Here is a 13,924-nt window from a genome sequence, read left to right on the forward strand (position 1 = left end):
AAGCCTGTTAATCTTCTTGTTGGTGATTGCGACCATTTTCGTCTTTGTTCTGTGCGGATGCGGCGGATATGGTGGATACAACTACGGTTGTTGTTAGTTAGCTACATTCAGCTACGTGTAGGATAGAACAGCTTCGGGAAAAGAAATAAAATACTAAAAAAGAGAGGGCGATCGTGTCTCTCTTTTTTTGTGCAAACGATCTCCACAAGGAAAGAAGCGCTATTATTCAAAACTCTTCTGTCGGAGAAATTTGTGATCGCCCAATTATTCTTCCAGCTGAATCTAATGCTTCCTTCTGAAGGAAAGGGCCCTCCACATCAACCTCAGTTTGTGTATCAAAACCAGTGCGAAGCTCTTCTTTTTACTATGGACAACGCCCACCTGCTAGGACTCGCCATGCTACAGTTTCTGTCGAACCGTTCCAAGACGCATAACCATTATAACTCTGGTCTTTTAAGAGGTTGAGACGGCAGTTTTCCAGGGGAAATGTTTGTGACAGAGGAGTCTTTCTTTCATTAAGGCCTGCATACATGATGATTAAACTCTCCTAGCGAGGGGTATGAACATGAGGGGAAGACATCTATAAGGAGGTATTTGGTGGATATTCAATCAATTTTGTATGCGCTACTTATATTAGTGGCTATTTTTATGGTGACGCCACTACTATTTATTTTATATCTTCATGGTATCGACCGGAAACAAGATCAACATTCTGTTCTGAGAAATTTTCCTGTTTTGGGCCGAATGCGCTTTATCATTGAGAAGATGGGTCCCGAGTTAAGGCAATATTTGTTTGACCATGATACAGAAGGGAAACCGTATTCACGTGTAGATTTTTTGTCTATCGTAAAGCGAGCCAAATATTTTCAAACGAAGATTGGTTTTGGTTCGCAACGAGACTTTGATGCCCCTGGCTTCTTTATCCGTAATGCACTATTTCCAAAACAGATGGGTGAGATGCGGATGAAATCAGATGCGAAAATAAAAACGAAAAAATACGAGTTAGACCACGACGGGTTGTTCTCCCGGAAAGAACACCTCATCGAGGATGAAGTAGATTCATTTCTCTTAGCCGATGAGGACGCAATTGTAATCGGACCGCGATGTGAACAACCCTTTCGAATTAACAGTTTGGTCGGGATGTCAGGGATGAGTTTCGGTTCCTTAGGAGATCGTGCTATCACCGCCCTGTCAGAAGGGTTAGGAATGGCGAGAGGGACATGGATGAATACGGGTGAGGGAGGAATATCCCCTTATCATTTAAAAGGAAATGTGGATATCATCCTACAGATTGGTCCCGGACTCTTTGGTGTGAGAAATGCAGATGGATCATTTGATTGGGAAGCACTGCGTGAAAAAGCGGCTCTTCCACAAGTAAAGGCAATTGAACTTAAGCTAGGCCAAGGGGCGAAGATCCGCGGCGGACATGTTGGTGGTAGTAAGGTAACACCTGAAATCGCAGAAATTCGCAGAGTGGAGCCGTATCAAACGATAGATAGCCCTAATAGATTTAATGAATTTAGTGACGTTCCAACCATGGTGAAATGGATCGAGCGCATGCGGCAGGAAAGCGGCATCCCCATAGGGATAAAGATAGTGATGGGTGGAAAAGAAACCCTTGTGGACTTGGCAAAGCATATGAAAGAAACGGGTCAGGGACCTGACTTTATTACGATCGACGGTGGAGAAGGGGGTACTGGTGCGACGTATCAAGAATTGGCAGATGGAGTAGGTCTACCTTTAAAGCCAGCATTGATGTGTGCAGATGAAACTTTGCGCCAATATCACGTTCGAGAACAGGTTGTATTGATTGCATCAGGGAAATTGTTTACTCCTGATGGAATTGCAATTGCTTTATCTATGGGAGCGGACTTGGTGAATATGGCACGCAGTTTGATGATAACAGTGGGATGTATTCAAGCATTGAAATGTCATACCAATGAGTGCCCCGTTGGAGTGGCGACTACTGATCCATATCTGCAAAAGGCATTGGTGGTTGAGGAGAAAAAATATCGTGTTCTTAATTACATGATTTCATTGCGCCAAGGGTTATATCGGATAGCGGCAGCAGCAGGAATTGATTCTCCCACGAGTTTTGAGCGTCATCACGTTTCCTATCAACATGATTCTGGTGAGATATACTCGTTGGAAGAATGGATGAAGTTGAAACGGATTCCCACATCTTCTCGCCAAGAGAATCCATTTTCAGAAGTGGGTTAAGACTTATACTCATTTTGCATCGAATATACCCATTTTCTATAAGTAGGAATCATGCATCAGTACGCATGGTAGGTATATCCTTCGGTCATTGATCTATTTCCAAATAGAAAAGACCTGCATTAACAATGGATACTTCTATTCGAGGATGATATTGCCGGAAGGCATCACGGACACGCTGCGATTTCTCAGCGTGTTTTTCGTTGTCTTCGCTAACACCCTCATAGTAGCGTTCAAGTTGAAGAAGCTCTTGCTCTAACCAGTTTTGCGCTTCACTAGCCCATGGGTGCTGCTGCTCTTGGATATGTGTTTCGATGTATTGCTCTAATAAACCGACACCTTGGAGGAGAGTTAGCTGAGGAGTGATGGTATGACGGTATGGAGGTAGTTTACCACTCCATTTTCTATCCTTTATGCGAGCATAAAATTCACTTTCCAGTTGACCACTGTGTAAATTAACTCCAAGAGTATATAGCTCTTCCTTCTTTTGATCGCACACATAAGAAACTTTATAATTAATTCCTAAATAGGGCAGATAGGGCAGTGAGTGTGACGGTGAGTGGATATGGTTCTCCCCAACCTTTGTATCTTCATAGAGGCGAACAAATGGATGAGGTTGTTGCGCCGCAGAGAGCATCTTAGAAAAACGAGGAGAGCCATAAAAAAGGTATTCTGCTCGTACGTGCCCTTCAGGAATAGAACCATCAAAAGAAAAAGTTAACGTAGCCGGTTGAGGTGAAAGCCCCATCTTATCTACATACATCCAATAGAAGGGGCGATTCATCAATTCTTTATCCACTTCTACTGAAAGACGTGTCGTCAAAGCGGCGGATGCCTCTGTGCATATTTCACAATTATATGCGGATAAGTATTGCTTCGTAAAGGATTTGATCTGGTGTGGCTCCATTGGAGTCGCTCCTCTCCTGGTTAATGGCGGATAGGTGTGATTTCCTGTTTTGAGTGATGAAATTGATTCCCCAACTGTGCTAACTTTTCTTGTAGCTCAGACTCAGTATCTGCTTCCATCACAATCTGCATCAGGTTCTTTTCTAAGGTGTCTTTCAGATCTAACTTTTCCAAAATGGTTTCTAAATCACCGATAACCATACGAAACAAATCGATTTTTTCATGTAGTAGCCATATGATTTTCTCCTCAATGGTATCCACAGTGGCAAAGTTGTAAATATGCACATCCTTTGTTTGTCCGAAGCGGTGCACACGTCCAATTCGCTGTTCTACGCGCATGGGGTTCCATGGCATATCATAGTTGATCATGTGATGGCAAAACTGCAAATTTACCCCTTCTCCTCCTGCTTCCGTCGCCACCATCACTTGAGCACGGTTTTGAAAAAATTCCATCATCCAATCTTTTTTGTTGCGATTAAAGCCACCGCGAAAGGGAACGGCAGAGATACCAGCCTCTTTCAACGAGCGCAAAACCATTTCTTGTGTTGCACGGTATTCGGTGAAAAGAATCACTTTATCTGATATAGACTGAATGAGGGAAACTGCTCGCTTTACTTTAGCTGGGTTTTTAACAGCACGCAATAGATGTACCAAATGTTGGACTTCAGGTGAGAGTTGATCCTTTTCTCCTTCTTCACGTTGGAAGAGTTTAAATAAGGTGAGAAAGGCTGCATCACGGCTAGAGCATACTTCGCGTTGTAGAAGAACAAGGGATAAGATATTGCTACCGGTTTCTCTATGTTTTTGTGCTTGCGAACGAACAAAGTTGGTAATACCATCATATAGTTCCCGTTCTTCTACGGATAATTGAATGGGAATTGTGTGTACATGACGCTTGGTGAAATGAATGTTTCCATCCTGACGACGATTACGAATCATCACACGTTGAATTTCTGCACGTAACAATTCCTCATTTTTAGGCTTTCGTTTTCCGGCAACATACTCATGTTGAAACGACTCCTGTGCTCCTAAGTGGCCTGGCTTTAAAATCGTGACCAAATTGTAGAGTTCACTTAATTCGTTTTGCACAGGTGTAGCAGTGAGAAGGAGACAATATTTTTTTTGTAACTGGGAGATAAACTGCCAGTTTTTGGTGCGTCGGTTTTTCAACTTATGCGCTTCATCTATCAAGAGAAAATCATAAGGCTGCGCTAAAATATAATCGCGGTGGGGAGAGCGCTTAGCAGTGTCGATCGAAGCAACGATAATGTCGTGTTTTTCCCACATCCATGCTTTTTTATGAGCTACCGCGGGGATGTGAAACTTCTGATTTAGTTCCCGTGTCCATTGAAGCACAAGTGAAGAAGGGACGAGAATAAGTGCGCGAGTAACTAATCCGCGCAATAAGTATTCTTTAAGGATGAGGCCAGCTTCAATCGTTTTTCCTAGTCCTACCTCATCACCTAGGATGGCTCGTCCACGCATATCACCAATCACTCGTTGGGCCGCCTCAATCTGGTGTGGGAGTGGGGTGAAAGTTTGGATGGTATCTAGGCATTTTAAGTGATTAAAATCACGTACTAACTGTAGCTCTGCAGCGGTGAGAGCCACTTGGTATCGCTCCCAAGAACTCCATCCCCCGTCTGTTTCGACACAGTCATAAAAAGGATGTAGCCAAGAGCGATCAAATCGAATAGGTACGGAGTCCATCGGTTCATCTCCCTTTGAAACAATATGGTGTTGGTACAGTCTGTTATAGTATGTGGTCTTTTCTAAGAGATTATCAAAAGAGGAGCGAGAGAAAAGGTAGCTCCCATTATGTTTTAAATCCTGGTTTATGAGGAAGTAGTGATGGTCATACGTGGTTGTTGTGAATTGAGGAAGTTCCTAAATAGGGTATCGAAATGAAGGAGATATTGTGGCACAATGGAATGGAACAGCATTATGAGCGGGTGAAGGCGGGAGGAGAGTCCACACGAGTGTGGCGCCGAAGGAGCAAATCCATGAATAATCTGGCCACAGGTAATCATCATGGATGAATCTCTCAGGCAAAAGGAGGCCCGTCGGACGCAACTCTGGAGAGCGTCTTATCATTTACATAAGGCCACCCACGGGGCAATGCGAGCTGGTAGCGCATGAACTCTCTGGTGCAGGGACAGAGTGAGCCAGTCGAAATATAGGGATGCTTTGATCATTAATTAGATTGGTGGAGGTGGAGAAGGTGACGCAATTGAAACAAACCCCGCTTTTTGAGGTGTATCGTGAGGACGGCAAAATTGTCCCTTTTGCAGGATGGGAATTGCCTGTACGCTTTGCTGGAATTAAGGATGAACATGAAGCGGTTAGAATGCGTGCAGGATTGTTTGATGTTTCCCATATGGGTGAAGTGGAGGTGCGCGGTCCAGATGCATTTTCATTAGTGCAAAAACTAACGACGAATGACGTTTCTAAACTGGAGCCGGGAAAAATCCAATATACGTTGATGTGCTATCCAGATGGGGGTACGGTGGATGATCTACTTGTATATCAACAGCAAAAGGATTGTTACCTGCTCGTTATTAATGCCGCTAATATTGAAAAAGATGTGGAATGGATCGAAAAACATGCGGTAGGTGATGTCGAAATAAATAATATTTCGGACGAAGTGGCTCAATTAGCTCTCCAAGGCCCCAAAGCGCAATCTGTACTACAATCATTGACTGAAATAGATTTAGATGATATCCGTTTTTTTCGCTTTCAAGAAGATGTAGTGGTAAGTGGAGTAAAAGCTCTGGTATCACGTACAGGTTATACAGGTGAAGATGGTTTTGAACTCTATCTGTCTGCACAAGATGCTCCTACGCTATGGAAGGCTCTTATGCATGCAGGAGCTGAACCTTGTGGATTAGGTGCACGAGACACTTTGCGTTTTGAAGCTCGACTGCCGTTGTATGGCAATGAATTATCCCCGCATATCACGCCTTTAGAAGTTGGTTTGGGATTTGCGGTAAAACTGAAACAAGAAGATGATTTCATTGGGAAAGAAAGTTTACAGCGGATGAAGGATGAAGGACTTCCGCGCAAACTGGTAGGAATAGAAATGGTGGAACGTGGTATTCCCCGCACAGGTTATGCTGTTTTTAGTGGAGAGCGCGAGATTGGGAAGGTTACTTCCGGGACTCAATCTCCTACGCTGAAAAAAAATGTTGGTTTAGCTTTATTAGATAGCACTTATGCAGATGAAGGTAATGAAGTTGAGGTTGAAATTCGCGGTAAACGGATTAAAGCAACTATCGTAGCCACCCCATTTTATAAGCGGCCACAGAAATAGAGGAGGAACTAGGGATGAAGTTTCGTTACCTACCAATGACGGAAGAAGATCGCCAGGAGATGCTGTCTTTTCTCGGACTGGATTCGATTGAAGAACTATTTGCGGAAATCCCACAAGATATTCGCTTTGAAGGAGAATTAAATCTGCCTCCTGCATTGGCGGAGCCGACGTTGGTACGTCACATGCACCGTCTTGCCAAAATGAATACCTCTTTCGATGAAGCAGCCTGTTTTTTGGGAGCAGGTGCTTATGACCATTATATTCCCAGCGTTGTGGGGCACATGACCTCACGATCGGAGTTTTACACTGCTTATACTCCGTATCAAGCGGAGGTAAGTCAAGGAGAATTGCAGGCGATTTTTGAGTTTCAGACCATGATCTCGGAACTGACAGGGATGGAAGTGGCCAATTCCTCTATGTATGACGGGGCAACGGCGCTGGCTGAAGCTGCGGGAGTGGCATACGCCACGACTCGTAAACGAAAAATACTGGTGTCAGCGGGAGTTCATCCTGAAGCACGTGCTATCATTTCGACACAAGCCAAAGGATTGGGTTTAGAAGTTGTAACGATTCCATGTCAAGATGGAGTAACCGATCTTAAAGTATTAGACGATAAAAGTGATAACGAAACTGCGGCTGTTCTTATTCAATCCCCCAACTTCTTCGGTAATATAGAAGATCTAAAAGCGATTGAGCCCTTGGCACATCGCAATAAAGGATTGTTTGTGGTTAGTACCAATCCAATGTCTCTTGGAGTACTCACCCCCCCAGGGAAATTTGGAGCAGATATTGTGGTAGGAGAAGCGCAACCTCTAGGGATTGCCGTTCAGTTTGGAGGGCCGCATTGCGGATTTTTTACCACTACGAAAAAATTGATGCGCCGTATCCCAGGTCGGATCGTTGGGCAGACGGTAGATGAGAACGGTAAACGAGGATTTGTCCTTACGCTCCAAGCACGAGAACAACATATTCGACGTGAGAAGGCGACTTCTAATATTTGTTCTAACCAAGCATTAAATGCTTTGGGGGCAGCGGTCTATTTATCTGCGCTAGGGAAAGCCGGCTTTAAAGAAGTATCGGAACTTAACTTACAAAAAGCTCATTATGCGAAACAACGCTTGACACAGATTCCTGGAGTAAGTGCTTGCTTCACTCAACCCTTCTTTAATGAATTTGCCTTGAAGTTGCCCTTGCCAGTGGCACAAGTAAATAAAGCACTGCTTGCGCAGGGAATGATAGGTGGTTACGATCTGGGACGAGTCGATGAAGAGTACACAGATTGCATGCTGATTGCCGTCACTGAATTGCGTACTCAAGAGGAAATCGAGGCATTTGCTCGTGTATTGGAGGGATTAGTATGAACCAGGAAAAAGCCTTGATCTTCGAATTGAGTAAACCGGGACGGACAGCTTATAGTTTGCCTGCCTTAGACGTACCACCAGTCTCAAGCGAAGAGGTGTTGCCAACAGAAATGGTGCGTCAAGCACCTGCGGACTTGCCAGAAGTATCGGAGTTGGATCTTGTTCGCCATTATACAGAGCTATCTCGTCTTAATCACGGTATCGACAACGGGTTTTACCCCTTGGGTTCATGTACGATGAAATATAACCCCAAAATTAATGAAGATGTGGCTCGTCTTCCGGGTTTGACTCGTATTCATCCGTATCAGGCGGAGGAGACGGTACAAGGGGCATTGGAACTGATGTATGAATTGCAAAGTTCCCTTGCTGAAATTACAGGCATGGATAAGGTGACATTGCAATCAGCGGCAGGCGCACAGGGAGAATGGGTTGGTTTAATGCTGATTCGTGCGTATTTGCAAGATCGAGGGGAAAGCGGACGCAATAAAGTGATTGTGCCTGATTCTGCCCATGGGACCAATCCGGCAAGTGCTGCTGTAGCTGGTTTCGAGACGATTACAGTTCCATCTAATGAAAAGGGGCACGTTGATGTTGCCGCACTACGAGAAGCAGTGGGGGAAGATACAGCTGCTTTGATGCTGACCAATCCTAATACGCTCGGTTTGTTTGAAGAAGAGATTGGTGAAATTGCAGATATTGTACATGAGGCAGGTGGCCTTCTTTATTACGATGGCGCAAATGCTAATGCGATTCTGGGGATTACACGCCCAGGGGATATGGGCTTTGATGTGGTTCATCTAAATCTACACAAAACGTTTACAACCCCACATGGCGGGGGTGGACCTGGTTCTGGTCCCGTAGGTGTGACCGCGAAACTGGCCCCTTATCTACCTACTCCAACAGTAGAAAAAGGGGAAGAGGGGTATTTTCTCAATTACGATATCCCCAAATCCATGGGTCGGATTAAAGGGTTTTACGGTAATTTTGGGATCAACGTCCGCGCCTATGCTTATATTCGTACGATGGGGGCAAAAGGGTTGCGAAAGGTATCAGAAAATGCTGTGCTAAATGCCAATTATATGATGCGCAAGCTGGAACCGTACTATGATCTACCCTTTACGCAGCATTGCAAGCACGAGTTTGTCCTTTCAGGTGCACGTCAAAAGAAACAAGGCGCACGCACGCTGGATATGGCAAAGCGTTTACTCGATTTTGGCGTTCATCCACCCACTATTTACTTCCCTTTGATTGTGGATGAGTGTTTGATGATCGAACCGACAGAGACAGAGAGCAAAGAAACTTTAGATACTTTTATTGAAACGATGATCCGTATTGCCAAAGAAGCAGAAGAAAACCCTGAAGTGATTCAAGAGGCTCCTCACCATACTCCGGTACGGCGCTTGGATGAAGTATTGGCGGCGCGCAAACCTGTTTTGCGATGGGAGAGAGAAAAGAAGTAATCTGATTGACGGGATAGCAGAAGCTGGAGAATAGAGCGAGGGTGAGGAGAAGAAATTTTCTCTTCACCCTTTGTTTGTAACGGGAAAGAGGGCGCCAACAGTGCGCTGCGAAGAGATGGCAAAAGGATTCCCTAAATATAGAAAGAATGATTCAATTGTAAACGAAAGCTGGACGAACTGAGGATGAATCTAGTAGAATAAGAGTGCAATATTTTTTGAATCTTTAGCGATAAATATAATATCTATGTTTTGTAAAGTAAGTAAATGGGAGATTGAGAAGGAGGTATGAGGTGTGAAAAAAGGTTTTCTAATGGCTTTATGTGTTGCATTATTGGGAGTAATCTTTCCATTAGGCTCGGGTGCCAACTCTGTTCAGGCGATGACGGAGGAGACAAGTAGTGACTATACCAAGGATGAAAAACTAGAACTAATTAAAAAATACGCGCCGCAAGTATGGTTTGATAAAGATGAGAAGTATTTCCCTTCTTCGGTGGAGTGGTCGTTTGACTACCTGGAAAGGTATCAGCGAGCGGGGAGTAATAAATACTCTTTGCGCTCCAAACAACCTTTAAATGACCCAAATGGAACGCTAGATTTTTTTCGCGGAGATTTGGATTCCGCTCGTATTTACGTAGGCTGGCGTGAAGCAGGTCCATCTACCATCGATCTAAAGTATATGATCTGGTATCCGTATAATCGAGGGAAAGTACCCTCCAACCTGGAGACGCTGATGAATTTTCTTCCCTCCTGGCTTGTGCCGCGGGGAGCGGGCTTTGGTCATCATGTAGGTGATTGGGAAGGAATTGAAATTCGTTTGGTCGATGGAGATGCTAAACAAGTCAAATTAAATTATCATTCTTTTAATACCAAGCAGAACTGGAGCGACTTTGAGAAGGTAGATGATACCCACATTGTCACGTACTCCGCTCAAGGCTCCCATGGAATGTGGAAAGAACCTGGCAACCATGAGTACATCAATCTCTTCATCGATAAACTAGAAGATAAAACGAGTAAAGGAACAGCATGGGACACATGGGAAGCTGTTGAGGCTTATGATTTTGATCGAAAGGAAAGTCTTTCAGGCAGAGATTGGCCAGCATGGTTAAGTGCAGATACCACTTCGACTGTTGCTGGTATGGATTCAGCAGATCCAGCGAGTGGTGGAATCGATAGGTGGGGAAATGAAGAGGGTGGTTGTAGCCTACAGTTTGTTTGTGTCCTTAATAACGGTCCAGGAGGACCTGATGAGAATACTAACTGGACAAGTACGTTTGGCGAGCCAGCTACATCTATCTTTAATGTGGCTTTTCGCTCACATCATGGGAAGTACCTTGTAGCAGAAGGGGATGGGGACAAAAACGTGAATGCCAATCGCTCGCAAGTGGGGAATTGGGAGCGATTTAATTTAAAGGTTACTAACTCTGTCCAAGATGATGGTAGTGGTTGTGTGAAGGATGGAGACCTGGTTAATATTGAGACGGGTAGTGGGTATTATTTACGAGCGACAGATAACGGGAGTCTCGATGCGAAAGCAAATAAACCTCAATCATGGGAAGAGTTTCAGCTGACCAACCACTCAAATGCTAACGGATGCTTAAAAAGTGGCGATCAAATATCTTTAAAAAGTCGTCATGGTAAGTATGTTGTTGCGGAAAACAACGGAGATGCGAATGCCAATCGTTCTAAGATCGGTTCCTGGGAGAAATTTATCATCGAGTTTCACTAATAATGGTTCTTACGATAATTTAAGAAGCACGGTTGAAATCGATAGAGGGTGAATGTGAAGTCAGCGCGGCGACACATTTACCCTTTTGTATGTTTATCATTCGCTTCTTTTAGAAAGCTACCCCCTTCCCTTATGAAGAGGAATTAGGAAGCGCGAACGTGAATGAAGAATAGTAACATCAAAGGGCAGAGTAGAAAGAAGAGCTCGACTTAAAATGAGTCAAGAAAATCTATTATCTGTTACGCCCCGTCAAAAATGGACAGCTATTATTGGACTCGCCACAGTAATGGCTATTTTCGGATCTATTGGTTTTGTAGCAGCGGAAACAGGGCTGCATTCACGGGAGCTTGTCTTTATACGGTGTGTGTTTGGTGCGTTTTTTTTAGGAATAGCTTGGGTAATGACGGGTGAGTTTAAAAAAGAGCGGTGGAATAAAAGCGAAACTATACGCGTGTGTATAGGTGGCATTATATTGGTTCTAAATTGGCTCTTTTTATTTATGAGTTTTGAAGTTATGCCAGTAACGATAACAGTAGCTATCTACTATCTAGCCCCAGTTTTTGTCTTGTTGTTGGGCAGCCTGATCTTCCGAGAGCGATTATCCTTGATTTCTGTGGGATCGATTTTGCTTTGTTTTGTTGGTACTCTGCTTATAATGGGGATTGATGGAGGGTGGTCTATTAACCGATTTATGGCATCTGGATTTGCTTGGGCTCTCTTAGCGGCTCTCTTTTACTCTATGCTTACCTTGATTGGGAAAGGAGTAACTCTCCTAAGTCCGTATGCAGTTTCTTTTTGTCATATGTTTTTGGGGGTATTTTTCTTAATCCCTGTGATAAAGCTCGATTCTTTTACTCAATTGTCTTTCCATAATTGGCTAGCGATTGTGGTGATCGGATCGGTTCATACCGGTTTTGTTTATTATTTATTCTTCGGAAGTATCCGTTTTCTCCCAGCTCGTATTACATCCGCCTTATTATTTTTAGATCCAGCAGTAGCGATCTTGCTCGACATGATGATTACGAACTTTCGCCCAACTGCGGTACAATTAGTGGGTATATTACTTACACTTATAGGAATAGCCTTTGTGTTATTTATGTCAACGCCTGTTTCTAAGAAAGAGAAAGATAGAGATGCTATGGTTGATCTGGAATAGAAGAGGGGTACAAAAAATGACTCGCCCTCCAGAAAAGGTGTGCGAGTCATTTGCTTTTCTCATGCTGTTTTACCCAAATTTGACTCCATTTGAAGGAGGGGATGAACTTGTTATACTGCAGCTTTGGAATATAAGTGGTAATCGATTGAACCGGCTAGCACGTCTTCCTCTGCTTGGTTTACGACGATAACTTTGAAGCGCAGTCGTTCTTCCCCACGCTCAGTTAGGGTGGCGCGCAGGGTTAAAACATCTCCTAAACCAACCATACCTTTGAAGCGAATGGAATAGTTTTGGATAAACCCATCGGTGTAATACGGTGTAAACAGCTTACTTAATTGCCCCATGGACCACATTCCATGAGCGATTATCCCGGGTAGCCCTAATTTTTGCGCTTCCTCATCGATGGTATGGATCGGGTTATAGTCTCCGGAAGCGCCAGCGTATTTGATTAGATCCAGCCGAGAGACGGGGGATAATTGGATTTCCTCTAGTGATTCTCCCGTAGCTAGATGATGTAAGTGGTTCATACACCCATCTCCTTCCGCACTAGGCTGCTAAGAATAATAACCTGAGTAGAGGAAAAGATGAGTCGATTCTCGGCCGACTCACCGTAGCGCTTGATATGAAGAATTCCCATTCGTCCTAGCTTTCCATCTTTTTCAGTGTAATCATGGACTTCCTGGTAGCAGAAAATCTCTTCACCGATGAGAAGAGGGCGCTCATAGTGAAATTGTTGTTCCCCATGAATCAACCCTTTTTTGGGAAGATAGAGGGAAGAAATAGTACCATAGTCAAAGACGACTGGAAAAGTAGGGGGAGCAATATTCCTCCCGTAGCGGGAGGAAGCCCCTGTCTTCTCATCCGTATAGAGGGGGTGAGGATCATCAATCGCCTCACAAAACTTTTTTACGGCTCCTCTTTCTACAACGTTTTTCACTTTTTCAGAGCAGTTACCAATCCAATCAAACAATGAGATCTCCCTCTTTCATCTTGGATTTCACCACATTTGACTCCTGAAGAAGCTTAATCTTTAGGTCCTCCTGCTACATAGAGCACTTGCCCGTTCACAAAAGAAGAGTGTTCATCAGCGAAGAAGAGTGCGGCATGTGCTATATCTGCTGGTTTTCCGCTTCGTCCAACAGGAATGGTTGTGATGCTGGCTGCGATCAGATCGGAAAAGGAGATCCCTAAACGGGCAGCGGTTGCTTTGGTCATGTCCGTTTCGATAAATCCAGGGGCAATTGCGTTGACGGTAATACCGAAGCGTCCCAACTCAATGGCCAATGTCTTGGTCAACCCTTGTAATCCTGCCTTAGCTGTTGAGTAATTGGCCTGTCCTCGATTGCCGAGGGCGGAAGTAGAGGAGAGATTAATAATTCGTCCGTATTTTTGTTCTACCATATATGTTTGGACTGCACGGCAGGTAAGAAAGGAGCCTTTAAGGTGTACGTTCATTACACTCTCCCAGTCCTGATCACTCATTTTAAATAATAGGTTATCTCGTGTGATCCCTGCGTTGTTGACCAGGATGTCGAGTGAGCCAAATGTAGTCACGATCTCTTTAGTCACTTGTGCAACTTGATCTCCGTCAGTAATATCAGCTACTTGAGCATAAACTTCGCACCCTTGCTCTCGTAATTGATGTGCACAAGTACTAAGAGATTCTTCATCTATGTCAACGAGAGCAACTTTTGCTCCCGCGGCGGCAAATTGCTCTGCAATAGCTTTTCCGATCCCCCGGCTTCCTCCTGTGACAAAAGCAACGCGTCCGTCAAATCTTGCAGTCAT

At 44.2% G+C, this 13,924-nt stretch carries 11 protein-coding genes and 1 riboswitch; of the genes, 6 read left to right on the forward strand and 5 right to left on the reverse strand.

Translation table 11 applies throughout. The features are described 5' to 3' along the window. The first annotated feature begins 648 nt into the window (after window positions 1–648). Complete coding sequence (locus tag NXZ84_RS03860; RefSeq protein ID WP_258840325.1) at window positions 649–2,220, forward strand: FMN-binding glutamate synthase family protein; 1,572 nt, start codon at window positions 649–651, stop codon at window positions 2,218–2,220. A gap of 85 nt (window positions 2,221–2,305) precedes the next feature. On the opposite strand, the gene NXZ84_RS03865 is transcribed toward NXZ84_RS03860, so the two are convergent. After that, on the reverse strand, window positions 2,306–3,124 hold the full coding sequence (locus NXZ84_RS03865; RefSeq protein ID WP_258838962.1) for a YqhG family protein: 819 nt from the start codon (window positions 3,122–3,124) through the stop codon (window positions 2,306–2,308). A gap of 20 nt (window positions 3,125–3,144) precedes the next feature. Beyond that, window positions 3,145–4,833, reverse strand: coding sequence for a DEAD/DEAH box helicase (locus NXZ84_RS03870; RefSeq protein ID WP_258838963.1), 1,689 nt, complete (start codon window positions 4,831–4,833; stop codon window positions 3,145–3,147). 242 nt (window positions 4,834–5,075) lie between these two features. Continuing rightward, a riboswitch (glycine riboswitch) is annotated at window positions 5,076–5,193 on the forward strand. A gap of 151 nt (window positions 5,194–5,344) precedes the next feature. Between NXZ84_RS03870 and gcvT the strand changes: the two genes are divergently transcribed. The 5 genes from gcvT (at window position 5,345) to NXZ84_RS03895 (ending at window position 12,136) form a co-directional block, all read left to right on the forward strand. Next, complete coding sequence (gene gcvT, locus NXZ84_RS03875; RefSeq protein WP_258840326.1) at window positions 5,345–6,433, forward strand: glycine cleavage system aminomethyltransferase GcvT; 1,089 nt, start codon at window positions 5,345–5,347, stop codon at window positions 6,431–6,433. Between the two features lie 14 nt (window positions 6,434–6,447). After that, entirely contained in the window at window positions 6,448–7,794 is a 1,347-nt protein-coding gene (gene gcvPA / locus NXZ84_RS03880; protein WP_258838964.1) for an aminomethyl-transferring glycine dehydrogenase subunit GcvPA, read from the forward strand. Next, a complete protein-coding gene (gene gcvPB / locus NXZ84_RS03885) occupies window positions 7,791–9,254 on the forward strand; it encodes an aminomethyl-transferring glycine dehydrogenase subunit GcvPB (RefSeq protein WP_258838965.1) in 1,464 nt (487 codons plus the stop codon). The genes gcvPA and gcvPB overlap by 4 nt, the downstream gene beginning before the upstream one ends. Window positions 9,255–9,546: 292 nt before the next feature. Beyond that, window positions 9,547–10,980, forward strand: coding sequence for a Vps62-related protein (locus NXZ84_RS03890; RefSeq protein WP_258838966.1), 1,434 nt, complete (start codon window positions 9,547–9,549; stop codon window positions 10,978–10,980). 214 nt (window positions 10,981–11,194) lie between these two features. After that, a complete protein-coding gene (locus tag NXZ84_RS03895; RefSeq protein ID WP_258838967.1) occupies window positions 11,195–12,136 on the forward strand; it encodes a DMT family transporter in 942 nt (313 codons plus the stop codon). 110 nt (window positions 12,137–12,246) lie between these two features. Here the strand turns inward: NXZ84_RS03895 and NXZ84_RS03900 are convergent, their stop codons facing one another. The 3 genes from NXZ84_RS03900 to fabG are packed head-to-tail and all read right to left on the reverse strand — an operon-like array spanning window position 12,247 to window position 13,924. Further along, window positions 12,247–12,663, reverse strand: a complete 417-nt coding sequence (locus NXZ84_RS03900) for a MaoC/PaaZ C-terminal domain-containing protein (RefSeq protein ID WP_258838968.1) — start codon at window positions 12,661–12,663, stop codon at window positions 12,247–12,249. Continuing rightward, the gene (locus tag NXZ84_RS03905; protein WP_258838969.1) at window positions 12,660–13,106 is read right to left on the reverse strand and encodes a MaoC family dehydratase N-terminal domain-containing protein; all 447 of its coding nucleotides are present in this window, start codon (window positions 13,104–13,106) and stop codon (window positions 12,660–12,662) included. The genes NXZ84_RS03900 and NXZ84_RS03905 overlap by 4 nt, the downstream gene beginning before the upstream one ends. A 53-nt stretch (window positions 13,107–13,159) precedes the next feature. After that, window positions 13,160–13,924, reverse strand: a complete 765-nt coding sequence (fabG, locus tag NXZ84_RS03910) for a 3-oxoacyl-ACP reductase FabG (RefSeq protein ID WP_258838970.1) — start codon at window positions 13,922–13,924, stop codon at window positions 13,160–13,162.

It is taken from the genome of Mechercharimyces sp. CAU 1602, from assembly GCF_024753565.1.
Lineage (GTDB): Bacteria > Bacillota > Bacilli > Thermoactinomycetales > JANTPT01 > Mechercharimyces.

Bases quoted from the DNA above. Each gene is read 5' to 3' on its own strand.
- NXZ84_RS03865 (WP_258838962.1), bottom strand. From the start codon at position 3,124: ATGGAGCCACACCAGATCAAATCCTTTACGAAGCAATACTTATCCGCA.
- fabG (WP_258838970.1), bottom strand. From the start codon at position 13,924: ATGACTGCAAGATTTGACGGACGCGTTGCTTTTGTCACAGGAGGAAGC.
- NXZ84_RS03860 (WP_258840325.1), top strand. From the start codon at position 649: ATGGTGACGCCACTACTATTTATTTTATATCTTCATGGTATCGACCGG.
- gcvPA (WP_258838964.1), top strand. From the start codon at position 6,448: ATGAAGTTTCGTTACCTACCAATGACGGAAGAAGATCGCCAGGAGATG.
- NXZ84_RS03900 (WP_258838968.1), bottom strand. From the start codon at position 12,663: ATGAACCACTTACATCATCTAGCTACGGGAGAATCACTAGAGGAAATC.
- NXZ84_RS03895 (WP_258838967.1), top strand. From the start codon at position 11,195: ATGAGTCAAGAAAATCTATTATCTGTTACGCCCCGTCAAAAATGGACA.
- gcvPB (WP_258838965.1), top strand. From the start codon at position 7,791: ATGAACCAGGAAAAAGCCTTGATCTTCGAATTGAGTAAACCGGGACGG.
- NXZ84_RS03870 (WP_258838963.1), bottom strand. From the start codon at position 4,833: ATGGACTCCGTACCTATTCGATTTGATCGCTCTTGGCTACATCCTTTT.